Genomic DNA, 22,343 nt, shown 5'->3' with positions numbered 1-22,343 from the left:
ATCCGCCCATGCGAGTGCGCGCACTTGCCACGCTCGTCACCACGGTGCTGCTCGGCGCCTCGCTCGCCGCGTGCGGCGGCGGGAACGACGAGGATGCCCCGGCCGCCGCCACGTCGGCCGGGGCGGCGTTCCCGGTCGAGGTCGAGCACAAGTTCGGCCGGACCACGATCCCGGCGAAGCCCCAGCGGATCGTCACCGTCGGCTGGAACGACCAGGACTTCGTGCTGGCGCTGGGCGAGGTGCCGGTCAGCACCCGGGAGTGGTTCGAGGAGTACCCGACCTATCCCTGGGTCGCGGCCAAACTGAACGGCAAGCAGCTGCCCACGTTCTCCGCCGAGATCAATTACGAGGCGATCATCAAGCAGCAGCCCGACCTCATCCTGGCCGTCTACGAGACGGTCACCCGGGAGACGTACGACAAGCTCTCGCAGATCGCCCCCACGGTGATCCAGTCCGGTGACTTCAAGGACGAGGAGACGCCCTGGGACGTGCAGACACTGACCACGGGCAAGGCGCTCGGCAAGGACGCCGAGGCGCGGGCCCTGGTCGACAAGGTCAACGCCAAGGTGGACGAGGCCAAGAAGGCCAACCCGCAGTTCGCCGGCAAGGTGCTGGTCGGGGACTACGGCCCGGAGAAGGGCCAGCATTGGCTGCTACCGGCCAAGGACCCGCGCCGCAGCATCTTCGACGCGCTCGGGTTCGGCACCCAGGAGCAGGGCGAGGACGTCAGCGAGGAGCGGCTCGACCTGCTCGACCGGGACGTGCTCTTCGTCAACGGGGCGACCAGGGCCGACATGCTGAAATCGCCGGTCTTCAGCCGCCTCGGGGTCGTGCGGGAGGACCGTACGCTCTATACGTCGTTCGACACGGCACTAGCCGGCGCGCTCTCCTACAGCGGCCCCGACGCGCTGCTCTACGCCCTCGACAAGCTGGTGCCGGAGCTCAGGAACGCCACCGACGGCGACACCGCGACAAAAGTCAACGAGCTGACCTAACCACGGGACTGCCAGGCCGACCACAGCGTGGCGTAGCGGCCCCCGGCGGCGACCAGGTCGCCGTGGGTGCCCTCCTCGAGCACGGCGCCGTGTTCGAGCACCACGATGCGGTCGGCCCCCGCGGCCTGGGTGAGCCGGTGCGCCACCAGCAGCGTGGTGCGGCCCTTGGTGGCGGCCAGTGCCGAGTCCTCCAGCTCCCGCGCGCCCGCGCTGCCCGCCTCGGCGGTCGCCTCGTCGAGGACGGCGATCGCCGGGTCGAGCAGCACCAGCCGGGCCAGGGCCAGCTGCTGGGCCTGGGCCGCGGTCAGCGGGTGGCCGCCCTCCCCCACCACCGTCTCGAGCCCGCCGGGCAGCGCCCGGGCCCAGTCGAGCGCGCCGACCTGCTCCAGCGCGGACTCGGCGGCCTCGGCCGTGGCGGCCGGCCGGGCCAGGCGCAGGTCCTCGATCAGCGAGCCGGCGAAGACGTGGGTCTCCTGGCTGATGATCGCCACGGTGCCCGGCGCGAGCTGGTCCACCGGCACCCCGCCCGCGGTGGCCGTGCCGGAGATCGGGCGCAGGATGCCGGCCGCGATCGAGGCGACCGTCGTCTTGCCCGCTCCGGTCGAGCCGACCAGGGCCACCCGTTCGCCGGGGGCCACGCGCAGGCTGATCCCGCACAGCACGGGCACCCGTTCCTCGTACCCGAAGGTCACCGCGCGCAGGGTGAGGTCGGCGCTGGAGACCGCGTGGGCACCGGCCGGGGCGACGGGCAGGGTGCCCACCCCGACCAGGCGGGCCAGCCCCGCCCCGGCTGCCTGGATCTCGTCGAAGGTGAACAGGATCATCGACACCGGATTGAACAGCCGGTGGAACAGGACCGCGGCCGCGGCCGTCTCGCCGACGGTGACCCAGCCCGACCGCACGAACCAGAAACCGGCGGCCAGGATCGTCGCCAGCCCGAGCAGCTCGGCCCGGTTGATCCGCCCGACGAAGCGGGTGAACAGCGCGAACACCCCGATAGAGAGGTCGCGGGCGCGGGCCGAGGCGTCGTCGATGGCGCTCAGGTGGCGGTTCTCCAACCGGTACGCGTGAACCGTGCGCACCCCCTGCAGGCTCTCCATCAGCAACTGGGACCGGGCCCCCACCGCGGCCCGCTCGGCGGCGTAGATCGGCGCCGAGCGCGGCAGATACCAGTGCAGCGCGACCAGGTAGGCCGGCATCACGGCCAGCCCGGCCAGCCCGAGCCGCCAGTCCAGCCCGAACATCGTGGTCACGCTGAGCAGGGCCAGGAACAGCGCCGAGATGACGGTCGGCAGCACCTCGGCCGCCGCCGCACCGACCGCGGCCACGTCGGCACCGACCCGGGCCAGCAGGTCACCCCGCCCGACCCGGTCGAGGGTGGTCGCGGGCAGGCGCAACGCGACGCTCACCGTCTCCTCGCGCAGGTTGGCCAGGATGCGCTCGCCGAGCCGGCTCACCAGGCTGGTGGTGGCCCCGGCGGCGATGCCACCGAGCAGGGCGATCCCGGCGACCAGCAGACCGATGGGCACGAGCGCGGTGGAGGCGGCCCCGTCGCGTACGAGATCGACCAGCAAGCCGAGCGCGGTGACCGGAACCACCGAGGCACCGGCCGCACCCAGGCCGGTCGCCACCGTGAACGCCACCTCGAGGCGGCGGGTCCGCAGCTGCGAGCAGAGCCAGACCCAAGTCTGCCGGGGCGTCGCGACCGGGAGCGCGTGGGTCACCGCAGCACCGCCGAGCGATAGGTGTCGTCGGTGGCCGCCAGCGAGGCGTGCGTCCCGGTCGCCACGACCTCGCCGTCGCGCACCACGACCACCCGGTCGGTGACGGCCAGCAGCGCCGGGCTGGTGGTGATCAGCAACGTGCCCAACGTGGAGCCCGGACCGTGCCGCAGGTCCCGGATGCCCCGGGCGATGGCGTGCTCGGTCACCGCGTCGACCGCCGTCGTGGGTTCGTGCAGCACGAGCAGCCGGGGCGCGGCCAGCAGCGCGCGGGCCAGGGCGAGACGCTGGCGCTGACCGCCCGAGAGGGCCGCCCCCCGATCGGCGATCGCGTGGTCGAGCCCGTCCGGGTGGGCCGCCACCACGTCGTCGGCGGCCGAGGCCCGCAACACGTCGGACAGGTGGTCGCCGGCGCCGAGCAGGTTCTCCCGGATCGTGCCGCTGAACAGCTCGGGCAGGTGCGGGGCCACCAGCACGTCGGGTGAGCCGTCGTCGAAGAGCGCCACCAGCGGGCCGGCGTCCGGTTCGACCACCACCCCCACGCACTCGCCCTCGACCGGCGGGATCGGGTTGCCGACGGGCGGCGGTTCGGCCGGCCGGATGTCGAGCACGGCCTCGATCCGCTCGGCCGAGGCCCGCGACGAGGCGAACCAGCCGGGCGCGGCCGACAGCGTGGCGAACGGCTCGCCCAGGAAGGCGGCCAGGCCGATGACCGTCACCAGTTCGCCCGCCGAGATCCGCCCGCTCAGCGCGAACCAGCCCGCCAGGATCGCGATGCCGCAGGCCAGCAGCGTGCTCACGGTGTCCGACGCGGCCTGGAACCAGCCCACCGTCTTGGCCGCCCGCAGCGTGGCGGCGAGCGACTCGCGGCTGACCTCGCGGTAGCGGTGCGCGGCGGCGTCCTGGGCGCCTATCCCGCGCAGCGGGCGCAGGCCGGTGACCAGGTCGGTGGCGAGCGACGCGGCCCGGCCCGCGACCTCCTGCCGGGCGGCGACCCGCCGGGTGATCCGGGGTGCGGCGCGCTGCAACCCGACCAGCACGACCGGGGTTCCCAGCAGGACGACCAGGCCCAGGGGTACGGAGATCAGGCAGAGCCCGACCGCGCTGATGGCCGTGGCGACCAGCGCCCCGAACAGCCGGGGCAGATAGTCCAGCAGGTACGAGGTGGTGTCCGCGTCGGTGGTCGAGATGGTGAGCACGTCCCCGGTGCGCACCTCGGTGCGGGGATCGAGCACCTTGGCCGCCACCTCGAGCCGCAGCCGGTGTGCCTCGTCGGCCACGGCCCGCATGAGCTGCCGGGCACCGGCGCGGTAGGCGACGGTCAGCACGAGGAACAGGGCCGCCAGCGTGCTCACCCAGAGGATCAGCATGCTCAGCTGCCCGGTGGCCACGGCCCGGTCGACGATCACGCCGATCAGGATCGGCACGAGCGCCTCGCAACCCTGGTGCAGCCCGATCAGCAGGCTGCCGCACGTGACCGGGCCCCGGTTGCGGAGCAGTGCCCGCCCGAGAAGGCTCACGCCCGTTGCCGCGCGACCACCAGGAGCCACGCGAAATAGACGCCGCCGACCGCGACGGTGACGATTCCCACCGGCAGCTGGGTCGGCGCGAACAGATGCTGGGCCAGCCAGTCGCTGACGATCAGCAGCACGGCGCCCATCACCGCGGCGGGGGCGAGGGCCACCCCGCGCGTGCGGGTGAGCCGCTGCGCGAGCTGGGGCGCGGACAGGGCGACGAAGGAGATCGGCCCGGCGGCGGCGGTCACGGCCGCGGTCAGGGCGACCCCGACCACCAGGTACGCCAGCCGGGTGCGCTCCACCCGGACGCCGAGAGCCGCGGCTGCCTCGTCGCCCATGCCGAGAACGGCCAGCCGCCGGCCCAGCCCGAGCAGCACGACGACCAGTGCGCCGAGCACGACCGCGACCGGTGTCACGCTTGCCCAGCCGAGCCCGTTGAGGGTGCCGTCGTCCCAGATCGCGGCCGAGACGGCCACCTGCAGCTTGGCCTTCAGGATCAGCCACTGGTTGACCGAGGCCAGCACCGCGCTGATCGCGATGCCCACGATGATCAGCCGGAAGCCGTGCACCCCGCGGCGATAGGCCAGCGCATAGACCACGACCCCGGTGGCCAGACCGCCGATCAGCGCACCGGTCGCCGTCGCGTAGTAGCCGGCGCCCACCGTGATCATGGCGAGCAGCACCCCCGTGTACGCGCCGATGTTGAAGCCGATCACGTCGGGGCTGCCGAGCGGGTTACGGGTCAGCGCCTGGAAGATCGCCCCGGCCAGCCCGAGCGCCGCCCCGGCCAGCAGCGCCAGCAGCACCCGCGGCAGCCGCCACTCGACCACGACGAGCCGGTAGGCGCCCGAGCCGTCACCGGTCAGCGCGCGCAGCACATCGCCGGGCGGGATGGTCAGCTCGCCGGTCGACAGCGCCAGCACGGCGGTGGCCAGCGCGACCAGCACGAGCAGCCCGCAGACGACCAACGGCCGCACCGGGATCCGCACGAACGGCCGCAGCACGATCGCCCGGCGCCCAGAATGGAAACTCATCAACCATTGACCTTGGCCCGGCGGATCCACCAGATCAAGACCGGAGCGCCCACGAACGCCGTCACCAGTCCGACCGGGAGCTCGCCGGGCCGGATCACCACCCGGCCCACGATGTCGGCCAGCAGCATCAGGATCGGGCCGCAGACGATCGTGTACGCGAAGATCCAGCGCTGATCATGGCCGGCGAACCCGCGGACGAGATGCGGGATCATCAGCCCCAGGAAGCCGATCGGCCCGGCCGCCGCGGTCGCCGCCCCGGCCAGCAGCATCACCGCGATCAGGGCGAGCAGCCGGGTGCGCATGATGTTCGCGCCGAGCGAGCGGGCCAGGTCGTCGCCGAGCGAGACGGCGTTGAGCGAGCGGGCCACCAGCACCGCGAGCACCGTGCCGGCGACGACGAACGGCAGGATCGTCAGCGCCACGTCCAGCGGCCGGCCGGCGATCGAGCCGGCGTCCCAGAAGCGCAGGTAGTCGAAGGCGCGCGGCTTGACCAGGCGGATGCCGGCCGAGATGCCGTCGAGCACCGCCCCCAGCGCCACCCCGGCCAGGGTGAGCCGCAGCGGTGTCGCGCCGCCCCGGCCGGCCGAGCCGAGCAGATAGACGAGCACCAGGGCGACCGCGACACCGCCGAAGCCGAACCAGACGTACTCGCCGACCTCGGTCCGCCCGAGGAACCCGACCGCGAAGACCATGAACAGGGCGGCGCCCGCGTTGACGCCGAGGATCTGCGTGTCGGCCAGCGGGTTGCGGGTGACCGCCTGGATGACCGCGCCCGAGAGCGCGAACGCGACGCCGGTGAGGATGCCGAGCAGGGTGCGGGGCACGCGCAGCTCGCGGACGATCGACTGGTCCTCGGTGCCGGCGTAGTGGACCAGCGCGTCCCAGACCGTGCCGACCGGGATCGTGCGGGTGCCGATCGCGACGCTGAGCACACACACCACAGCGAGCAGGCCGAGCGCCATCGCCAGCCCCGAGGCCTGCCGCGCTCTGCTCTCCTGGCGCGTCTCCCGGCGCGCGTGTCCCTCGGTGCGCGTCAAGAGCATCTCCGCAGGTTAGCCTACCCTACAATCGGTGACTGATTGTGACCAAGGTCGCTTTCACGCACGGTAGTTCAAGCCTAAAGTGTGCGGGCCTAGTTGTTCCGTTAAGCCCGTTAGGACGCCTGCATGTCGCGGACCCCCGAGCTCGACTCGAAGGCGCTGGCCCGGCATTGCGTGGCCGCGCTCGCGGCCCATCCGACCCCCGGCCGCTTCGCCGCGCTGGTCGTCGGGCCGACCGACCCGACGGCCGACGTGGCCCGCACGGTGGAGGCATCGAGCTCCGTCGAATACGACGTGAACAGCATCTTCCTGCTGGTGCTGGACCGCCGGACCGGGCGGCCGGCCGGAGTCGGCCGGGTCGTCCGCGGGGGTGGCCGGACACTGGACGACGCCCCCGAGCGGATCGGCCGCGACCTGTCGGCGATCGTCGAGGCGCACGGGCTGCACGACGGTGGCACCATCTGGGATCTCGCTACGCTCAGTGTTCTTCCGGACTACCAAACCGACCGGCTGGCCGTCACGGTGAGTGCACTTTTGCATCGCTCGCTGCTGCGGGCGGGCCACCGGGCCGGCGTACGCCATCTGGTCGCGCTCCTCGACGGCTGCGCCCACCGCGATCTGACGCTGCTCGGCGTCCCGCTCGTGCCGATGGCCGGGTCCGAGCCGGTCGACGGCGTCCACGCGGTCTACGCACCGTTCGCCGCCCTCGAGCCGGCCATCGCCGAGCAGGGCCGCCGCCTGCGCCGCCGCACCGGCCCGTACGCCGGCGAATTGCCCGCCCGCGGCCTGCGCCGGATCCCCGCGCGCCGCCTCGCCGCGCGGCTGTCCGAGCAGGTCGCCACCGGCCACGGCCTCGACGAGCATATTCTGCTGCCTGGCCTGGAACGCCGGCGATACCGCGGGCTCCGCGCGCGGGGCTGACCGGCCCCGCGGGCTCCGCGCGCCGGGCTGACCGGCCCCGCGGGCTCCGCGCGGGAATCAGCCGCGCGGCCCGGTCTGGGAATTCGCCCGGGACCGGCGCGAGGGCGCCTCCGGGCGGCTTCCCCGGGCCGCGAGAGGGAAGAGGGTGTGAAAGCCGTGATTGTATCCCTCACGAAACGCCCGGTCCCGGTCCATGCTGTGCATGTACCACTGGTGAATTCGCCCGGCACCGTACGCGCAAATTACCGAGACAATGACGTAGACGATGCTTTGCAGGAACACATTGCTACCGATCAGCATGCATTAACCTTAAAGCTTCTTCCCCCGCGGGAACACAACGCCCCAGCCGGTCGGCCGCGATTTTCGTCCGGCCCCTGTCGGCCGATCATCCGAGCGATTTCGGGGTTCTCGCGCGATCCGATCGGCCGGATACCGGGCTAGTCGACATCCACCCGGTACCGGCTTGATCGATGTTTCCTGCGGTGCCAGCTGGAGCCCGTCGCCTCCACCGCGCCCGCGGGCTGCTGGGCCTCCATCATGGAGAGGATCGAGCGCGACGCGTTGTCGTAGCCGGTGCGATAGGCCTGGTCCCGTTCCACACCGCGCTTGTGCCACTGATGGATCCGGCCGAACGCGTAGGCGCTGGACAACAGGATGCTGAGTGCGATCAGGAAAATAAGAGCTTCGTTGCCCGGTGCGGTCACCGTTCACCTGCCATACGCGACGCGATTCCGACAATGCCTGAGGGCCTTTCCGTGCCCCTGAGGGCAGTTGCACAACCGGGGATCCCAACCTTGGTCGACTTGGGATCCCCGGCCGGGCCGCGCCGCGACCGTGGTCACACCAGCCCGCCGCCGGCAACGCTGCCGGTTACGGGCGAGCATCCTTTCCGGTGCGACCGATCGCTGGGCGGACCGCTCATTGCATGGTGGAGAACTGACATTCGACGACGCCCGAATTCGGTCGCCGGTCCAGCCTTGCCCGAAGAAGGGCGCGCCTCCGGCTGACCGATCGGCCGATGCCGGACGTAGGTTCCGCTCCGGTTTTCGAGTGGCAGTCACCAGGGAGTCCGACAGTCGTTTCAAACGCAGTTCGTCATGCCACCGAAGAGTCCCGGTGCCGTGCTGAATTCGCGTTCGCGTCCGATCTCCGCGATCACCACTTCGACCGAATTCCGCATCCGGGTCGGCCGGCTGTCGCGGCGCCCGGATCAGGAAGGTTTCTCATGCCTGAACATCCCCTCACCCGGCGGGGGCGGCGGATCCTCATCGCCGTCGCCGGGTTCGTCTTCCTCGCCTTGGTCGCGGCGACCTGGTACATCCACGACCGGGTGGCCAACCCGGTGCTGCTCGCGTACTGGTGGGTCGGCAACGGCACGCTGTTCTACTGCCTGTACGCCTTCACCCGGGACTCCCGCTTCGAGCACCTGCCGATGGCGGCCGGCCGGATCGTGGCCATCGTCCCGGCTCACGAGCGGGACCACGACGATCTGCGGGCCTGCATCTGGTCGATCCTCGACCAGCGCGGTGTGGTTGTCGACGAGGTGCACGTGGTGGACGACGGATCGGTCCATCGGCCGGTGGATCCGTTCCCGCACCCGCGGGTCCGCTGGCACCGCACGGGCAACGGTGGCCGGCAGGCCGCCCAGGCCTACGTTCTCGATCGGCTCGACCCCCACGACTGGGATTTCGTCCTCACCGCGGACGGCGACTGTGTCCTCGACGAGCGGGCGATCGAGCACCAGCTGAGGGCGCTGAGCCGGCCGCGGATCGTCGCGACCACCGCGATGGTCGCGGTGCGCAACGTCCACCAGAACCTGCTGACCCGGGTGGCCGACCTGAACATCGGCACCCGCGTGATGAGGCGGGTGAGCCGGGCCCGGAAATCGCCGACGGCCATGCTGACTGTCACCTCCGGCGCCGTGACGATCTACCGGGCCGGCACTCTCTTCGAGCAGAAGCGCCGGTACCTCGCGGCGAAAGCCACCGGCGACGGTTGTTACGACGCCGGCGTGCCCGACCTCGAAGGTGAGGTGGTCCGCGTGCACGAGGCGATCGTCTGGACGCGGGAACCGGCCGACGCGCTGGTCGCCTATCGGCAACGACGGCGCTCGGCGACTGCGTCGTGGCGCCGGCTCGCCCCGGCCCTGACCGGGCCACACCGATCCGGGGATCCCCTGGCCCGCCTGATCCTCCTGCTCCAGCTCGCGGCCGGCCCGCTGACGCTGGGCTTCGTGATCTTCACCCTGGTCGAGAGTGCCTGCCGCGACACGCTCCGGCTGCTCCCGATCGTCCCCTACGTGGCGCTCTACCTGCTGGTGCGTTACGCCATGACGGGTCTCTACCTGGTCGAACGGCCCGGGCTCGACAGCGCCCGCAAGGTCTGGACGTGGATCCTGCTCACGCCGGTCGAAGCGGTGTACCACCTGCTGTTCTCGGTGCCGATCAAGTACATCGCTCTCCTTCAGCTCCGGGGCTTCGACCGGACGGTCACGGCCGAGCCCAGCAAGGTCTACTACAGCGGCTACCTGACCGGGGCCGGCGCCTCACCAGCGCCGGCCGCCGGTCTTGGAGAAGGACATGAGTGACAAGCAGATCATCGGACGAGTCGCGGTAACGCAGACCGGCGGGCCGATCCTCAGCACGGCGACCGACCGCTCGGTGATCTCCCTCGCACAGCCGACCGGCCCGGCGTCGTACGGCGTGCCCGCCGACGCCGCCTCCGCCGCCGTGGCTCCCGACGTCACGGCGCCCGGAGCCGCGACGCCCCCAGCGGCAGCATCCCAAGCCGTGGCATCGGCATCCCATGCGGCGGCATCCCATGCCGTTGCGTCCCAGGCTGCCGCATCCCATGCTGCTGCGTTCCAGGCCGCCCCGTCCCAGGGTGCCGCGTCCCAGGGTGCCGCGTCCCAGGCCGCCCCGTCCCAGGGTGCCGCGTCCCAGGGTGCCGCGTCCCAGGCCGCCCCGTCCCAGGGTGCCGCGTCCCATGCTGCTGCGTTCCAGGGTGCTGCGTTCCAGGGTGCTGCGTCCCATGCCGTGCCGTCCCAGGGTGCCGCGTCCCAGGGTGCCGCGTCCCAGGGTGCCGCATCCCAGGGTGCCGCATCCCAGGGTGCCGCATCCCAGGGTGCCGCATCCCAGGGTGCCGCATCCCATGCCGCCGCGTCCCATGCTGTGCCGTCCCAGGGTGCCGCGTCCTACGTTGGCGCGTCCTACGTTGGCGCGTCCCACGTTGGCGCATCCCAGGGCGGCGCATCCCAGGGTGCGCCGGAGGCCGTGACGTCCGAGATCATGGCGCCCGACAAGGCGCTCGAGGTGCTGACGCTGGCGCAGCGCACGGCCTCGGCTCATGTCGCGGATGCTGCCGAGCAGGCACGCAAGGCGCTGGCCGAAGCGGAAGCCCGCACCGAACAAATGCTTCGCGAGGCCCGGTCACACGCCGAAAAAATCCGCGGCGAGGCTGAGTCCGTTTTGTCCCAGGCTCGCGCTGCAGCCACTCTGGTCGAGCGTGACGCCCGGGACAAAGCCGCCGAGATCCAGCAGGAGGCCGAGCAGGTACTCACTGAGGCCCGGGCCGAGGCGGAGAGGGCAGTGGCCGGCGGACGGGACCACGCCGAGCAGTTGAAACGCCAGGCCCAGCAACGCTACGAGGATGCGGTGGGCGGACTCTCGATCAAACGGGAAGGCCTGCAGAAGCAGATCGAGACCCTGGAGATTTTCGACGCCGACTATCGGCAGCAGCTGACGACGTTCATCCAGCGACAGATGCGGGCCCTCTGGACCGAACAGCCCGACATCGCGGGCGCGATAACAGACGGCACTGCAACCGGCGGCGCTGCGGCGGTTCGGGCTCCAGCGGGTGGCACTGCGGCGGCAGGCACTGGAGCACGTGGCGCTAGAGCAGGCGGCGCTGGAGCACGTGGCGCTGGAGCACGTGGCGCTGGAGTGGGCGGCGCTGGAGTGGGCGGCGCTGGAGTGGGCGGCGCTGGAGTGGGCGGCGCTGGAGTGGGCGGCGCTGGAGTGGGCGGCGCTGGAGTGGGCGGCGCTGGAGTGGGCGACACCGCACCAGGCGGCGCTGCGCCGGATGGCGCCGGAACAGGCAGTGCTGGAGTGGGCGGCACTGCAATTGGCGGCACTGGAACAGGCGGCAGTGCAATAGGCGGCACTGGAACAGACGGCGCTGGAGTGGGCGGCCCTGGAGTGGGCGGCGCCGCACCAGGCAGCACTGCGCCGGATGGCGCTGGAACAAGCGGTGCTGGAACAGGCGGTGCCGGAGTGGGCGGCGCTGGAACAGGCGGCGCTGGAACTGGCGGCGCTGGAACAGGCGGAGCCGGAGTGAGCGGCGCTGGAACAGGCGGCGCTGGAGCACGCGGCGGCAGAGCAGGCGGCGCGCACCGCGGAGGTTCGGCCGGGCCGGCCCGGGCCGGTTGAGCCGGAGTTCCGCGCCTCGACCCCGCGGCCACTGCACGATCTTCGGACGTTCTCACCAGTCGACGATGATCATGCAGTGGCCGCTTTGTCGTTCGCCCAGCTCACCCGCCGCCACGAAGAGTCATCACAGTCATGGTCCTGGGACAGGTCCGTCAACTCTGCAGCAGACGTCGCTGACGACGACGCTGCAGGTCGATCTCGGCCCAGTTGTCGGGGATATGACTGATGAAGAGGGTCTGGATCGGAGAAAGCGCCCCGGCCGACGCCAACTCTTTCTGCTCACGGATCCAGCGGCGGGTATCCGTACGCAACCGTTGCGCCCGCGCCCGGGCCGCGGCGTCGCGAGGGTCGTTGTACGGCAGATCGCTTTCCAGGAGCGCCAGCGCCGCCCGGTAGGCCGCACGCCACTTGGCGGAAAGCACGATCTTGTTTGTTTGCATCAATCTTTTCCTTGCTCCATCGTATTTCCCAGAACCCCGGATCTACCCATCCGACCGAGCCGACAATCCCGGTCGGAGGCAATCCTCGAATGTCGATCCGTGGCCGATCTTGAAACATAGAAAAGGATCCAGAACGGTCGTCCACCCCCACCCACAGCCGTCCACATCGAGCATTCGTCAGCCGAGCACCCGGATCGGAGGTGCCTCTGGGCGCCGACGAGAACCGCATATTCCACTACCGAGAGTGCGCGCGTGGCCCTTCTTGGCCGACGTGCCCCTGATGGCCAAAATGACCAGCGAGTCCCGGAACCCGCTCCCACCTGCCAATAAAGCGAAGATACCGCCAACCGGCGATCACGCAATCGGCGCCTACCCACGGCAGTGCAGCCACTCTGAGTGAAGTAGCTGGCGCTCAGGTAGTCACGCAAGGCGCAGTCGGCGCGTCCACCGAAGAGGACATGCCGACAATTCTGCCAGAAACGTCTGACCGTTGCACAGGGGAAAGTTTTTACTTTTCGGCTGGCATTTATCAGTACATCGCGGCCAGAGCAAGGGGACACAATTGCTCGGCTGCAACCGTTAGGGGTAACTGCCACGAAACGTGGCCCTCGCACGGCCGAGCACGCGTCAGGATTTTGGCGGCCGGCGGTCGCCCGAAAGTCAGCCGGCCCCGCGAAAGGCTCACTCCGATTGCCCATGCGTACTACGCCGCACGGGGGGTGAGCGGCGAACACGAGAGGCTACGGGGCGTCATTCATATATTACGGGGCGATATGCGGCCAACGCTTGACACTCAGCGGCCGAGGCCGGGCGACCTGGCTCGATTTCCGCCGTTTTCACTAGTGAGGAAAGACCATTCCGGTCGGCGGAGCTCCGTCGGACAGCTCCCCGTCGATGCATGGGAGATCTCCGCCGCCCGCAAGGCGTGACGGCCATCACACTGACACTGAGTTATCGCGTAGATGACGGTCGGTTGAGCGGCCAAGCCGAGCTCAACATCGCTCCGGCGTCGACGATGAGCCGGTTCCCAGCGCTCCACCGGGATCGGCATCCGCAGTGAGGCCATCCGAGCTGCCGGGGTCGAGCCGTCACGGCCCGGCGGAACGGGTTTCAGGCCGGCAGCCATCGGCACCGCGGCGGAGCCGGAACGGCAGAGCCAGCGGAAATTGACGGAATGGTGTGACCACCATTGTTGAATTCGTCGATTCTTCGGTTCAGAAAGGCCGTCGAGTTCAGCCCGGAACCTCCGACAGTCATCCGCCGAACGGTCGACAGCTGATCGTCGGTCCGGCGCGCGAAGGCGTACGCGGGTTCGACAACCAGCGTGGACGGAACGCGGTTTTCCCTCCCGTAAGACACCGGGCACTACGGCACGAAAGGAATCGCGATGAACAAGCTCACCCGCGCCATCACCCTCGGAGGCTTCGGTGTGCTCGCCGCGCTGGCCGTCGGGACCGGACCGGCGCAGGCCGCCGGCACGGCGACCGCGACTCCAGAGAGCAAGACCGCGGCTTCGCGCGCCGATTGGCGCCTCGACGGCGAGGTTGTCGGCTACTACCCGTCGCTGCGGTCCTGTGAGATGGCCGGCCGGTACGGCGAGCGGGCCGGCGCTTGGGACGACCACGACTGCAGCCCCGTCCGTGGGGGGCTGCGGCACGGAACGTGGGCCCTCGAGGTCGGCGACGACGACAACTGGGGCCGGTTCGGCTTCGGCCGTCCGTTCCAGGTCATACGTACGTTCCCGGGTCAGTTCCGGCCGCGTTTCGCCGGCCAGTTCCGGCCGGGCCGCCCGAGCCACATCGGTCACCACCACTTCGGCAACGGCCGTCCGGACGTCCGTCCGGGTCGCGGCCCGGTCCGGGGCGGTCCGCAGGGCCAGCCGGGCGGCGTCCGCGACCAGCACAACAACCACGGCAGCCAGCCGGGCGGCGTCCGCGACCAGCACAACAACCACGGCAGCCAGCCGGGCGGCGTCCGCGACCAGCACAACAACCACGGCAGCCAGCCGGGCGGCGTCCGCGACCAGCACAACAACCACGGCGGCCAGCCGGGCGGCGTCCGGGGCGGCAACCCGGGAACGCCGGGCGGCGTCCGCCACCCCTGATCCAGCGGCACGTCGGGAGCGATCGACCCGGGCGGCCAGGACCAGTGGCCGGCCGGACGCTCATGACGTGACGAAGTCATCACCGAACGAGGAGGCCTATTGAACGATTCCTCCGGCTGATGCTTAGTCATCTCCTGGTGCCGCCGGGCGAGCACGATCGCCCGGCGGCACCAGCCCCCGCGAGAGCATGCGATTCACAGCTCGCGCCTGGCGCTGGTGTCCTGCGTGTCATTTCCGCCGCGTCATCGATCGGCCCGGTCAATTTCCCGCGGGCCGTGACTCGAAACCGGAAAGACAGACGGCCGTCGGATTACCGGCCGGGTTTCTGACAAGCTGAACCGAGAACAAGGAACCGATCAGTACTTGGTGTCGTCCTTGGCTCCATTGTCCTTGGCCCCGTAGCCGTCGTCCTTGACAGCATTGTTCTTCGTGTCGTTGTTCTTCGTGTCGTTGTCCTTCTTCCCGTCGTCCTTGGAACCGTAGCCACTGTCACCCTTGTTTCCGTGCGGCTTGTCCGCCACGACGGGGGCGTGACCGAACCGCCGCCACCGGTTGGCCTGGTCGACCTCGAGCGCCCAGATGCCGCGGCGGAAACCGGTCCGGATGAGGTCGCAGTTGAAGTAGTCCCACCGGTCGAAGTGCACACCGACGCGACCGGCGAGCGCGCAAGCCCCCAGCGTCCGGTAGTAACCGGCGATTCCGTCCCGGCGGCCGTGCTCCGGCGTCGCGCCCAGCTGACCTGCGGCCGGCTTGACCGCCGGCTGCGTCGTGGAGCCCGAGGCCTGCGCCGGACCGGCGCCGATGGCGAGGCCGGCCAGTGCACTCAGGCCGGTCACCGCGATAACACGCATCGACTTATTCATTACTGTGCCCTTTCTCGGCTTTGACACGATCTTGTGCAAGATCAGCAAAGCATGAGAATCGGCACACAATAGTCGAGCAACACGCTGAGGTAGCCGGAAGGAATGAAAGGCTGAGACGACCGGTAATTGTTCGGCGTGGCGTCCGGTCCGGGGCCCGGCAATGATTACCAGCGGCCGAGCCGGGCCGACAGCACCGACAGCGCCGCCACCCCGGCCGTCGAGGTCCGCAACACCTCGCGGCCCAGCCGCACCGCAGTGGCCCCGGTGGCGGTGAAGAGCTCGACCTCGCTGTCGCTGATGCCGCCCTCAGGGCCCACCACCAGCGCGATCTCCCCCGCCGCGGGCAACGCAGCCGCGGCCAGCGACACGGTCGCCTCCTCGTGCAGCACGAATGCCGCGCCCGCGCCGCCGAGCCGGGCGGCCACCTGCTTGGTCGAGCAGTCCGGATCGCCGCCGACAACCGGCAACCACGCCCGCCGGGCCTGCTTGGCCGCCTCACGGGCGGTGGCGGCCCACTTGTCGCGGGCGCGACCGCCACGATCGCCACGCCACTGCGCCACCGAGCGGGCAGCGGCCCAGGGCAGAATCTCGTCGACGCCGATCTCGGTCATCGCCTGCACCGCCAGCTCCCCGCGGTCCCCCTTGGCGATGCCCTGCACCACCACCAGGCGCGGATCGGCCGCGGGCACCTGCTCGCGCTCCACGATCTCGACGTCGACGCTGCCCTTACGCACCGCGATGACCCGGCCGAGAGCGCTGCCGCCGCGGCCGTCGGCCAGGATCAGCGTCTCACCGGCCCGCAGCCGCTGAACATCCGCGGCGTGGTGCCCCTCGGGACCGTCCAGGGTGTGCGCGTCGCCGACGGGCAGAGCCTCGACGAGAAAGAGCGGTGCGGACATTCCCCGCACGCTACCTCCACCCACCCGGAGAGAATGGCCGACCACCCGCGCCTCCCCGCCTGGAAAGAACGGCCGACCCGGACGCCCGTGCTGCGCGAGCCGATCAACGAGCTCCGGCGGTCTCAGCCCTGATCGCTGGGCTTGCGGGTGGCTCGCATGCGGGCGATCGCCGTGTCCCACTCATCGGGCTCACTCTGGTCACCGCGCCCCAGAAAGTGCTCGGCGTGCGACACCACGGCCCAGATCAGCGCGATCACGACACCGAGGGCCGCGAGCGTGGCCAGTCCCTGGGCGGCGTCCTCGAGCCACGGATACCACGCCGGATAGAGCTGGGCCTCGATCAGCGGAATGCGGTCGCCGATCGTCGCCCCGGTCAGCGTCGCGTAGTAGTCCTTGAGATAGATCGGCTGACTGGCGTCCGACCCGATCGTCATCAGTCCGATCAGGAAGATCGCGGCACCGGCACCCAGGGCCCAGCTGCGCGCCCATCGCACCCCCTTGAAGATCAGAGGCGCCAGGACCGCGTACGCGATGCCGGCCAGGCCCAGAACGACCAGGAGCACCGCTCCCCGGCCGGCCCGGATCATCGCCGGCGGCACAGTCCCGTACTCGGCCTGGATGTTGTCCATCAGCGCGGTGAGCCGCCCGGCGCCGGGCGAGGACCAGTACGCCAGATCGAGCACCCCGGCGACGAGCAGCAACACTCCGACCGGCACCATCAGCCCCGCCAGCAGAGTCGCCACCCGCACGCCGCGGGGCACGTCTCTCCCCGTCATGACCCGGATGGTAGACCGGCCGGACCACGCCGGACGTCCTCCGATCATCCCCAATTCTGCGGGGCCTGCTGGCGGGTCGTGACGTTGATGCGGTTGAAGAAGTTCGTCGTCGCGATCCACAGGACGAGGGCGGCCAGCTCCTTGTCGCCGTAATGCCGGGCCGCCTCGTCCCACACCGCGTCCGGTACGGCGTCCGGGCTGTCGGCGAGCCGGGTGGCGTGCTCGGCCAGTGCGAGCGCGGCCCGCTCGGCATCGGTGAACCACGGCGTCTCACGCCACACGGCCACCGTCATCAGCCGCTCGTCGGTCTCGCCGTTCTTGCGGGCGTTGCGGGCACCGGACTCGACACACGGCGCACAGCCGTTGATCTGGCTGGTCCGCAGGTGCACCAATTCCAGCGTGGCCGGGCCGACACCGGCCGAGTGGACCGACTTGTAGAGGATGTTGATCGCCGTGACCGACTCCGGCAGATGAGTGGCGGGGTTGTCCATCCGAGCCTGCATGATGTTCTCCTCGTGATCGCGGTGGCTGATCGGCGGCGGCACGTCACATCGGCGCGCTCTGATCCGTCGGTGGTGCGACGGACGAGACCGGCCCGGTGTGACCGATGTGGCGCACACCACAAGGGGGACAGATGGACGTGCACGAGCGCTTCGAGGAGAACCGCCCCCGGCTGCGCGCGGTGGCCTACCGCATGCTGGGCTCGACCGCCGAGGCCGAGGACGCTGTGCAGGAGGCGTGGCTGCGGCTCGACCGGGCCGGTCCCGGTGGGATCGACAACCTCGACGCCTGGCTGACCACGGTCGTCGGCCGGGTCTGCCTCGACATGCTGCGCTCACGAGCCGCCCGCCGCGAGGACACCCTCGCGGCCGAGCCACCGGCGGCGCCGGCGATCGGGCGGTCAGCCGGCCCCGAGGACGAGACACTGCTGGCCGACTCGGTCGGGTTGGCGCTGCTGGTGGTCCTGGAGACACTGACCCCGGTCGAACGGCTCGCCTTCGTGCTGCACGACCTGTTCGCCGTGCCGTTCGACGAGATCGCCCCGATCGTGGGCCGCTCCCCCGACGCCGCCCGCCAGCTGGCCAGCCGGGCCCGCCGCCGGGTGCGGGCTCAACCGGCCGAGCGCCCGGCCGGCCGCGAGGTCGTCGACGCGTTCCTGGCCGCCTCCCGCGACGGCGAGTTCGAGACGTTGCTGAGCCTGCTGGACCCCGACGTACGCCTGCGGGTCGACGCCTTCGGCCAGCGTGACTTGGGCCTGCCCGCGGAGATGCACGGTGCGGGAGCTTTGGCCCGCTTCTTCAACGGCAAGGCCCGCAACGCCGAGCCCGCACTCGTCGACGGCGTCCTGGCCATCCGGGTCGCCCCGGGCGACGACACCCTGCTGGTCATCGCGCTGACCGTGACCGCCGGTCGCATCACCGCCCTGGACGCCACCACCGACCCGACCCGCCTGCGCGAGCTCGAGATCCTGCCCTTGTGACCTCACCCGGCCAGAGCCCGCAGCGGCGACGGCGAACAGGCGCTAAAACGCGAGCACAACCCGCCCGTCGGCGTTTCCGGTGGCTTGGCGGCTCCAGGCGGGCGTCACCTCGGTGAACGGCACGACCTCGTGTGCCACGGTGAGCCGGCCCGCGGTGGCATGACCCGCCACCACCCCCAGCGAATCGGCCCGCTCCCCCACCGACAATCCATTGTTGGTGTAGCCGAGAATCTTCAGCGAGCCACTGCGCAGCGTCGCCGAGTCGAGCGGCGCGGTCGCCCCGGCCGAGCTGCCCAGGTTCACCAGCCGGCCGCCCGGCCGCAGCACTCGCAACGCGGCCGCCGCGGGCACGCCGAAGACCGGGTCGAGCACCAGGTCGACCAGCCCCGAGACCGCGCGCACCCGGTCGGCCAGCGTGCTCGCGTCGTCGTCCGGCAGCAGCGGCACGGCGTGGTCCGCGCCCAGCCGCACGGCTCGTTCGCGGGCGGTCGCGGAGCGGGACACGGCGATGACCCGGGACGCCCCGGCCAGCCGGGCGAGCTGGATGGCGGCCTGGCCGACCACTCCGCCCGCGCCCAGCACCAGCACCACCTCGCCCTCGGTGAGCCCGCCGGTCCGGGTGAGCGCGGCGTGCGCGGCCACCGCCGAGAGACCCAGCGCGGCGATCAGCGGCAGCGGGGCTTCCGGCGGCAGGGGCACGACATCGACGTACGGAATGGAGACCGCGCCGGCCATGCTGCCGTCACCCGGCCGCATCCCGGCCGAGGTGGCGAACCAGACCGGCTTGCCGTCGTCGGCCCGGCGCCCGACGCCTTGGACCCCGGGGACGTACGGGGTCGCCGGCATCCCGAAGTAGCTGGTGCCCGAGGCGCACAGCAGGTCGAGCGGGGTGATCGGCGCCGCCGCGACGGTGATCGGCACCTCGCCCGCGTGGGGGCGGGGCGGCCGCCGCTCCTCGATGGACGGTGGCCGGCCGCACACGCGCAGCACGGCCGCGGGGATCATGTCGCGATGTCCGGGTAGGGCATGTCGAAGTGGGCCAGCCGAGCACCGAATGCCTTCTGGTATTCCAGCGGTTCGGTGTTGCCCCGCTCGAACATCGCGATGAACAGCGTCAGCGTGAGGAACGGGTGGGCGCCGAGCTCGAAGAGGCGTACGTGGTTGTGACCGATCAGGGCCTCGCGCTCGTCGTCGGTGAAGCGCAGCCACGTGCTGGCCTCACTGGTGTGGCAGTTGAGCACGGTGTTGGCGCGCTCCGCCTCCCACCAGGTCACCAGCTCGTCCGGCGTGGATCGGTAGCGCTCCACCAACTCCGGGTCCCGGTCGACCATGTACAGAAACTTGTCCAACAAGTATTTGCTCACGCCGGTGCTCCGTTCGGGTACCAGGTGAAGTAGGCCTCCATGGTGTGGAACAGGTCAAGGGTGTCGACGTGATCCGCCTTCGCCCCGGCTCCGGCGACGCCCATCATCAGCATGAAGTCCATGAAGCCGTGGGTGGCGTTGCCCGGCGAGTGCAGGCTGTCCAGGGTCACTTCGCGCAGGCAGTTGTCGAGGTCGCCGGTGGCGATCCACTCGACGGCCCGCCGGTCGAACTCGGGGTCGGGTCCGTGCGGCCCGAACTGCCGGGGGCCGCCCAGCTCGAGCGACAGGTGCCCGGTGCCGATGATCGCCACCCGCAGGTGCGACGGCCACGACTCGACGATCTTGCGGATCGACTCGCCGAGCTGCACGAACCGCTTCGGCTGGGGCAGGGGCGGCGCGAAGATGTTGGTGTAGATCGGCACGATCGGCAGGTCGGCCTCGGGGCGCAGCGTGATGATCGGGCACGTCACGCTGTGGTCGATCCGCAGCTCGTTGCTGAACGCCAGGTCGAAGCCGTCGTCCAGGCCGGCCCGCAGGATGTGCGCCGACAGGTCCTCCTGGCCCTTGAGCAGCATCCGGGGCAGGCCGAACTCGCGCTCCTCGTTGTACCAGTTGGCGTCGTAGAAGGGCGCCTTGCCGACCAGGAACTGCGGCATGTTGTCCAGCCACAGCTGGTGGAAGTGGTCGGAGCCGACCATCACCAGCACGTCCGGGTTGGCCCGGGTCAGCGTCTCCCGAAAGGCGAGGATCTTGCGTTCCCACTCGTCGGCGAACGGCGGCCGGTCGTCACCGGTGGCGGTGGTGGCCCGGTAGTAGAACGGGTGGTGGGTGGAGGCGATGACCGCGACGATGCTGGCCATTGAGTCGATCTCCTAGGGCTCGTAGACGGCGTTACGGTCGACGGTGCGATAGATCTCCATGCCGAGCGGGCGGCGGCGCTCCTCGGCGAGGTGCCCGAGCAGCCCGGCCGCGCGGGCCAGCAGCGCGAAGCCGCGCAGCAGGTCGATGGGCAGGCCGAGGTCGGCCAGCGCGGCCCCGCACACGCCGGCCCCGTTCAGCGGCAGCCGGCGGCCGAGCACCTCGGGGTGCACCCGCCCGATCGCCTCGAACAGTTGCAGGTGCGGGCCGCGCAGCCCCTCCTCCGTGGCGATCCGGATCAGCACGGGCGTACGCGGGTCCTGATCCTTGTGCACCGGGTGGCCCAGCCCGGGGACGAAGCGTTTCTCGTCCTTGGCCCGGCGGACGGCGTCGAGCGCGACCGCGTCGTAGTCGGGGTCGTCGCCCGCATCCGCCAGGGTGAGAGCCAGAAACCGTCCACAGTCCTCGGTCACGCCCAGGAAGCGCGACCCGCCGCCGAGCAGACCGGCGGCGAGCGCGCCCTGCAGGGCTTCCGGTGCCGAGAGGTACGTCAACCGGGCCGCGATAGCCGTGGGCGTGAAACCGTGGTCGGCCAGCGCCACCAGCACCGCTTCGAAGACCCGGACCTCGGACGGGGTGGGACGGCGACCGGACACCAGCCAGAAGGCGAGCTCGCCGAAACCGACCTTACCCATCAGGTCGGCCGCCAGGTCCTGGCCCAGCAGCGAGATGGTGTCGGGGGTCGACGTGCCGAGGCCGGTCGGGAAGCTCAGCTCCTCAGCCACTTGCGGATCTCCTCGCCGTGCTCGTCCAGCCCGGGCGGCGGCAACTCGTACCGCGCCCGCGAATCGCTGAAGGTGATGGGATTGCGGATGCCGGGGACGCCGCCGGTGGTGACCACCGGGTCGAGTCCGAGCTCCTCGGCGAACGCGACGCCGCCGTCGATGGTGTTGATCGGTGCGCACGGCACACCGGCGGCGAGCAGGTCGCGGAACCACTCGTCCTTGGTCCGGGTGGCCAGTCGCTCGACCAGGATCGGGCGGAGCTGCTCACGGTTCGCTGTGCGGTCCTGGTTGCGGCCGAAGCGCGGGTCGTCGGGCAGCCCGGGCAGGTCGAGCACCTGGCACAGCTTGCGGAACTGGCCGTCGTTGCCGGCGATGACGATCAGCTCGCCGTCGGCGGTGGGCAACGGCTCGTACGGGAAGAGGCTGGGGTGGGCGTTGCCCATCCGGAACGGGATCGTGCCGCCGGCGACGTATCCGCTGGAGTGGTTGACCAGGCCGGAGAGCGCCGAGCTGAGCAGGTTGACCTCGACGTGCTGGCCGCGGCCGGTCTGCGCACGGGCGTTCAGGGCGGCCAGGATGCCGATGTCGGCGTGCAGGCCGGCCATCACGTCGAAGACCGAGATGCCGGCGCGGTAGGGCGAGCCGTCCGGGTCACCGGTCAGGCTCATCAGCCCCGAGATGGCCTGCACCATCAGGTCGTACCCGGGCAGGCCGGCTCCCGCTCCGGTGCCGAAGCCGCTGATGCTCGCGTAGATGATCTTTTCGTTGGCCGCCGCGACGGTGTCGTAGTCGAGCCCGAAGCGGGCCAGGCCACCGGGACGGAAGTTCTCGATCATGATGTCGGCCCGGTGGGCCAGCGTCCGCGCGTCGGCCAAGTCGGCCTCGTTCTTGAGGTCGAGCGCTATCGATCGCTTGTTGCGGTTGATGCCCAGGTAGTAGGTCGAGACGCCGTCGCGGACCGGCGGCATCCACGTGCGGGTGTCATCGCCGGCCGGACCCTCCACCTTGATCACTCGAGCGCCGAGGTCGGCCAGCAGCATCGTCGCGTACGGCCCGGCGAGGATCCGGGAGAAGTCGGCGACGAGCAGGCCGTCCAGTGGGCCTTTCCCTGACATACAA

23 protein-coding genes are annotated in these 22,343 nt (G+C 70.8%); 6 read left to right on the top strand and 17 right to left on the bottom strand.

Annotated features, from left to right (window positions below; genetic code table 11):
* Nucleotides 1–8 precede the first annotated feature (8 nt).
* Complete coding sequence (locus NAG42_RS33525) at nucleotides 9–995, top strand: ABC transporter substrate-binding protein (protein WP_250035980.1); 987 nt, start codon at nucleotides 9–11, stop codon at nucleotides 993–995.
* Here the strand turns inward: NAG42_RS33525 and NAG42_RS33520 are convergent.
* Genes NAG42_RS33520 through NAG42_RS33505 form a run of 4 tightly spaced genes read right to left on the bottom strand, consistent with a single transcriptional unit; the run spans nucleotide 992 to nucleotide 6,310 of the window.
* On the bottom strand, nucleotides 992–2,719 hold the full coding sequence (locus NAG42_RS33520) for an ABC transporter ATP-binding protein (protein ID WP_250035979.1): 1,728 nt from the start codon (nucleotides 2,717–2,719) through the stop codon (nucleotides 992–994). The genes NAG42_RS33525 and NAG42_RS33520 overlap by 4 nt on opposite strands.
* Nucleotides 2,716–4,236 (bottom strand): ABC transporter transmembrane domain-containing protein, encoded by a 1,521-nt coding sequence (locus tag NAG42_RS33515; protein ID WP_250035977.1) that lies wholly within the window; start codon nucleotides 4,234–4,236, stop codon nucleotides 2,716–2,718. The genes NAG42_RS33520 and NAG42_RS33515 overlap by 4 nt, the downstream gene beginning before the upstream one ends.
* Nucleotides 4,233–5,267, bottom strand: a complete 1,035-nt coding sequence (locus NAG42_RS33510; protein WP_250035976.1) for a FecCD family ABC transporter permease — start codon at nucleotides 5,265–5,267, stop codon at nucleotides 4,233–4,235. Before NAG42_RS33510 ends, NAG42_RS33515 begins: the two co-directional genes overlap by 4 nt.
* On the bottom strand, nucleotides 5,267–6,310 hold the full coding sequence (locus NAG42_RS33505) for an iron chelate uptake ABC transporter family permease subunit (protein ID WP_250035975.1): 1,044 nt from the start codon (nucleotides 6,308–6,310) through the stop codon (nucleotides 5,267–5,269). The genes NAG42_RS33510 and NAG42_RS33505 overlap by 1 nt, the downstream gene beginning before the upstream one ends.
* A gap of 123 nt (nucleotides 6,311–6,433) precedes the next feature.
* Here NAG42_RS33505 and NAG42_RS33500 point away from each other — a divergent pair, with 123 nt between their 5' ends.
* Nucleotides 6,434–7,228 (top strand): hypothetical protein, encoded by a 795-nt coding sequence (locus NAG42_RS33500; protein WP_250035974.1) that lies wholly within the window; start codon nucleotides 6,434–6,436, stop codon nucleotides 7,226–7,228.
* A 57-nt stretch (nucleotides 7,229–7,285) separates the two neighbouring features.
* On the opposite strand, the gene NAG42_RS33495 is transcribed toward NAG42_RS33500, so the two are convergent.
* Both NAG42_RS33495 and NAG42_RS33490 read right to left on the bottom strand, forming a co-directional pair.
* Nucleotides 7,286–7,528, bottom strand: a complete 243-nt coding sequence (locus NAG42_RS33495; RefSeq protein ID WP_250035973.1) for a hypothetical protein — start codon at nucleotides 7,526–7,528, stop codon at nucleotides 7,286–7,288.
* 137 nt (nucleotides 7,529–7,665) lie between these two features.
* The gene (locus NAG42_RS33490) at nucleotides 7,666–7,932 is read right to left on the bottom strand and encodes a hypothetical protein (RefSeq protein WP_250035972.1); all 267 of its coding nucleotides are present in this window, start codon (nucleotides 7,930–7,932) and stop codon (nucleotides 7,666–7,668) included.
* Nucleotides 7,933–8,453: 521 nt separating this feature from the next.
* On the opposite strand from NAG42_RS33490, the gene NAG42_RS33485 reads away from it, so the two are divergent.
* Nucleotides 8,454–9,815, top strand: coding sequence for a glycosyltransferase (locus tag NAG42_RS33485; protein WP_250035971.1), 1,362 nt, complete (start codon nucleotides 8,454–8,456; stop codon nucleotides 9,813–9,815).
* 841 nt (nucleotides 9,816–10,656) lie between these two features.
* On the opposite strand, the gene NAG42_RS33480 is transcribed toward NAG42_RS33485, so the two are convergent.
* A complete protein-coding gene (locus NAG42_RS33480) occupies nucleotides 10,657–10,866 on the bottom strand; it encodes a hypothetical protein (protein WP_250035970.1) in 210 nt (69 codons plus the stop codon).
* 217 nt (nucleotides 10,867–11,083) lie between these two features.
* On the opposite strand from NAG42_RS33480, the gene NAG42_RS33475 reads away from it, so the two are divergent.
* Nucleotides 11,084–11,383 (top strand): hypothetical protein, encoded by a 300-nt coding sequence (locus NAG42_RS33475; RefSeq protein WP_250035969.1) that lies wholly within the window; start codon nucleotides 11,084–11,086, stop codon nucleotides 11,381–11,383.
* 424 nt (nucleotides 11,384–11,807) lie between these two features.
* On the opposite strand, the gene NAG42_RS33470 is transcribed toward NAG42_RS33475, so the two are convergent.
* Complete coding sequence (locus NAG42_RS33470) at nucleotides 11,808–12,095, bottom strand: hypothetical protein (protein WP_250035968.1); 288 nt, start codon at nucleotides 12,093–12,095, stop codon at nucleotides 11,808–11,810.
* Nucleotides 12,096–13,482: 1,387 nt separating this feature from the next.
* Between NAG42_RS33470 and NAG42_RS33465 the strand changes: the two genes are divergently transcribed.
* Nucleotides 13,483–14,199 (top strand): hypothetical protein, encoded by a 717-nt coding sequence (locus NAG42_RS33465; RefSeq protein WP_250035967.1) that lies wholly within the window; start codon nucleotides 13,483–13,485, stop codon nucleotides 14,197–14,199.
* 356 nt (nucleotides 14,200–14,555) lie between these two features.
* Here NAG42_RS33465 and NAG42_RS33460 read toward each other — a convergent pair whose 3' ends face one another.
* From NAG42_RS33460 to NAG42_RS33445, 4 genes are all read right to left on the bottom strand, one after another.
* Nucleotides 14,556–15,050, bottom strand: a complete 495-nt coding sequence (locus tag NAG42_RS33460) for a hypothetical protein (RefSeq protein WP_250035966.1) — start codon at nucleotides 15,048–15,050, stop codon at nucleotides 14,556–14,558.
* 176 nt (nucleotides 15,051–15,226) lie between these two features.
* Nucleotides 15,227–15,961: a 16S rRNA (uracil(1498)-N(3))-methyltransferase gene (locus tag NAG42_RS33455; protein WP_250035965.1), complete on the bottom strand. Its 735-nt coding sequence runs from the start codon at nucleotides 15,959–15,961 to the stop codon at nucleotides 15,227–15,229.
* Between the two features lie 122 nt (nucleotides 15,962–16,083).
* Nucleotides 16,084–16,737: a hypothetical protein gene (locus tag NAG42_RS33450; protein WP_250035964.1), complete on the bottom strand. Its 654-nt coding sequence runs from the start codon at nucleotides 16,735–16,737 to the stop codon at nucleotides 16,084–16,086.
* A gap of 44 nt (nucleotides 16,738–16,781) precedes the next feature.
* Complete coding sequence (locus NAG42_RS33445) at nucleotides 16,782–17,240, bottom strand: carboxymuconolactone decarboxylase family protein (RefSeq protein ID WP_250035963.1); 459 nt, start codon at nucleotides 17,238–17,240, stop codon at nucleotides 16,782–16,784.
* Between the two features lie 131 nt (nucleotides 17,241–17,371).
* On the opposite strand from NAG42_RS33445, the gene NAG42_RS33440 reads away from it, so the two are divergent.
* Entirely contained in the window at nucleotides 17,372–18,217 is an 846-nt protein-coding gene (locus tag NAG42_RS33440; protein ID WP_250035962.1) for a sigma-70 family RNA polymerase sigma factor, read from the top strand.
* A 42-nt stretch (nucleotides 18,218–18,259) separates the two neighbouring features.
* Here NAG42_RS33440 and NAG42_RS33435 read toward each other — a convergent pair whose 3' ends face one another.
* From NAG42_RS33435 to NAG42_RS33415, 5 genes are read right to left on the bottom strand one after another with little or no spacing between them, the layout of a single operon-like run.
* On the bottom strand, nucleotides 18,260–19,222 hold the full coding sequence (locus NAG42_RS33435) for a quinone oxidoreductase family protein (RefSeq protein ID WP_250035961.1): 963 nt from the start codon (nucleotides 19,220–19,222) through the stop codon (nucleotides 18,260–18,262).
* Complete coding sequence (locus NAG42_RS33430) at nucleotides 19,219–19,581, bottom strand: hypothetical protein (RefSeq protein ID WP_250035959.1); 363 nt, start codon at nucleotides 19,579–19,581, stop codon at nucleotides 19,219–19,221. The genes NAG42_RS33435 and NAG42_RS33430 overlap by 4 nt, the downstream gene beginning before the upstream one ends.
* Nucleotides 19,578–20,441, bottom strand: a complete 864-nt coding sequence (locus tag NAG42_RS33425) for a DODA-type extradiol aromatic ring-opening family dioxygenase (RefSeq protein WP_250035958.1) — start codon at nucleotides 20,439–20,441, stop codon at nucleotides 19,578–19,580. The genes NAG42_RS33430 and NAG42_RS33425 overlap by 4 nt, the downstream gene beginning before the upstream one ends.
* Before the next feature lie 12 nt (nucleotides 20,442–20,453).
* On the bottom strand, nucleotides 20,454–21,224 hold the full coding sequence (locus NAG42_RS33420) for a citryl-CoA lyase (RefSeq protein WP_369077118.1): 771 nt from the start codon (nucleotides 21,222–21,224) through the stop codon (nucleotides 20,454–20,456).
* Nucleotides 21,209–22,339: a CaiB/BaiF CoA transferase family protein gene (locus NAG42_RS33415; RefSeq protein WP_250035957.1), complete on the bottom strand. Its 1,131-nt coding sequence runs from the start codon at nucleotides 22,337–22,339 to the stop codon at nucleotides 21,209–21,211. Before NAG42_RS33415 ends, NAG42_RS33420 begins: the two co-directional genes overlap by 16 nt.
* Between the last annotated feature and the right edge of the window lie 4 nt (nucleotides 22,340–22,343).

Source organism: Paractinoplanes maris (assembly GCF_023544465.1).
Taxonomy (GTDB): Bacteria; Actinomycetota; Actinomycetes; order Mycobacteriales; family Micromonosporaceae; genus Actinoplanes; species Actinoplanes maris.
The sequence above is the reverse complement of the archived record's forward strand: the minus strand, read 5'-3'. Positions and strand labels throughout refer to the sequence as shown.

Excerpts from the sequence above, each read along its gene's own strand:
- NAG42_RS33525 (WP_250035980.1), top strand. The coding sequence starts at position 9 with ATGCGAGTGCGCGCACTTGCCACGCTCGTCACCACGGTGCTGCTCGGC.
- NAG42_RS33510 (WP_250035976.1), bottom strand. The coding sequence starts at position 5,267 with ATGAGTTTCCATTCTGGGCGCCGGGCGATCGTGCTGCGGCCGTTCGTG.
- NAG42_RS33505 (WP_250035975.1), bottom strand. The coding sequence starts at position 6,310 with ATGCTCTTGACGCGCACCGAGGGACACGCGCGCCGGGAGACGCGCCAG.
- NAG42_RS33500 (WP_250035974.1), top strand. The coding sequence starts at position 6,434 with ATGTCGCGGACCCCCGAGCTCGACTCGAAGGCGCTGGCCCGGCATTGC.
- NAG42_RS33495 (WP_250035973.1), bottom strand. The coding sequence starts at position 7,528 with ATGCTGATCGGTAGCAATGTGTTCCTGCAAAGCATCGTCTACGTCATT.
- NAG42_RS33485 (WP_250035971.1), top strand. The coding sequence starts at position 8,454 with ATGCCTGAACATCCCCTCACCCGGCGGGGGCGGCGGATCCTCATCGCC.
- NAG42_RS33470 (WP_250035968.1), bottom strand. The coding sequence starts at position 12,095 with ATGCAAACAAACAAGATCGTGCTTTCCGCCAAGTGGCGTGCGGCCTAC.
- NAG42_RS33465 (WP_250035967.1), top strand. The coding sequence starts at position 13,483 with ATGAACAAGCTCACCCGCGCCATCACCCTCGGAGGCTTCGGTGTGCTC.
- NAG42_RS33460 (WP_250035966.1), bottom strand. The coding sequence starts at position 15,050 with ATGCGTGTTATCGCGGTGACCGGCCTGAGTGCACTGGCCGGCCTCGCC.
- NAG42_RS33455 (WP_250035965.1), bottom strand. The coding sequence starts at position 15,961 with ATGTCCGCACCGCTCTTTCTCGTCGAGGCTCTGCCCGTCGGCGACGCG.
- NAG42_RS33450 (WP_250035964.1), bottom strand. The coding sequence starts at position 16,737 with ATGACGGGGAGAGACGTGCCCCGCGGCGTGCGGGTGGCGACTCTGCTG.
- NAG42_RS33445 (WP_250035963.1), bottom strand. The coding sequence starts at position 17,240 with ATGCAGGCTCGGATGGACAACCCCGCCACTCATCTGCCGGAGTCGGTC.
- NAG42_RS33440 (WP_250035962.1), top strand. The coding sequence starts at position 17,372 with ATGGACGTGCACGAGCGCTTCGAGGAGAACCGCCCCCGGCTGCGCGCG.
- NAG42_RS33435 (WP_250035961.1), bottom strand. The coding sequence starts at position 19,222 with ATGATCCCCGCGGCCGTGCTGCGCGTGTGCGGCCGGCCACCGTCCATC.
- NAG42_RS33425 (WP_250035958.1), bottom strand. The coding sequence starts at position 20,441 with ATGGCCAGCATCGTCGCGGTCATCGCCTCCACCCACCACCCGTTCTAC.
- NAG42_RS33415 (WP_250035957.1), bottom strand. The coding sequence starts at position 22,339 with ATGTCAGGGAAAGGCCCACTGGACGGCCTGCTCGTCGCCGACTTCTCC.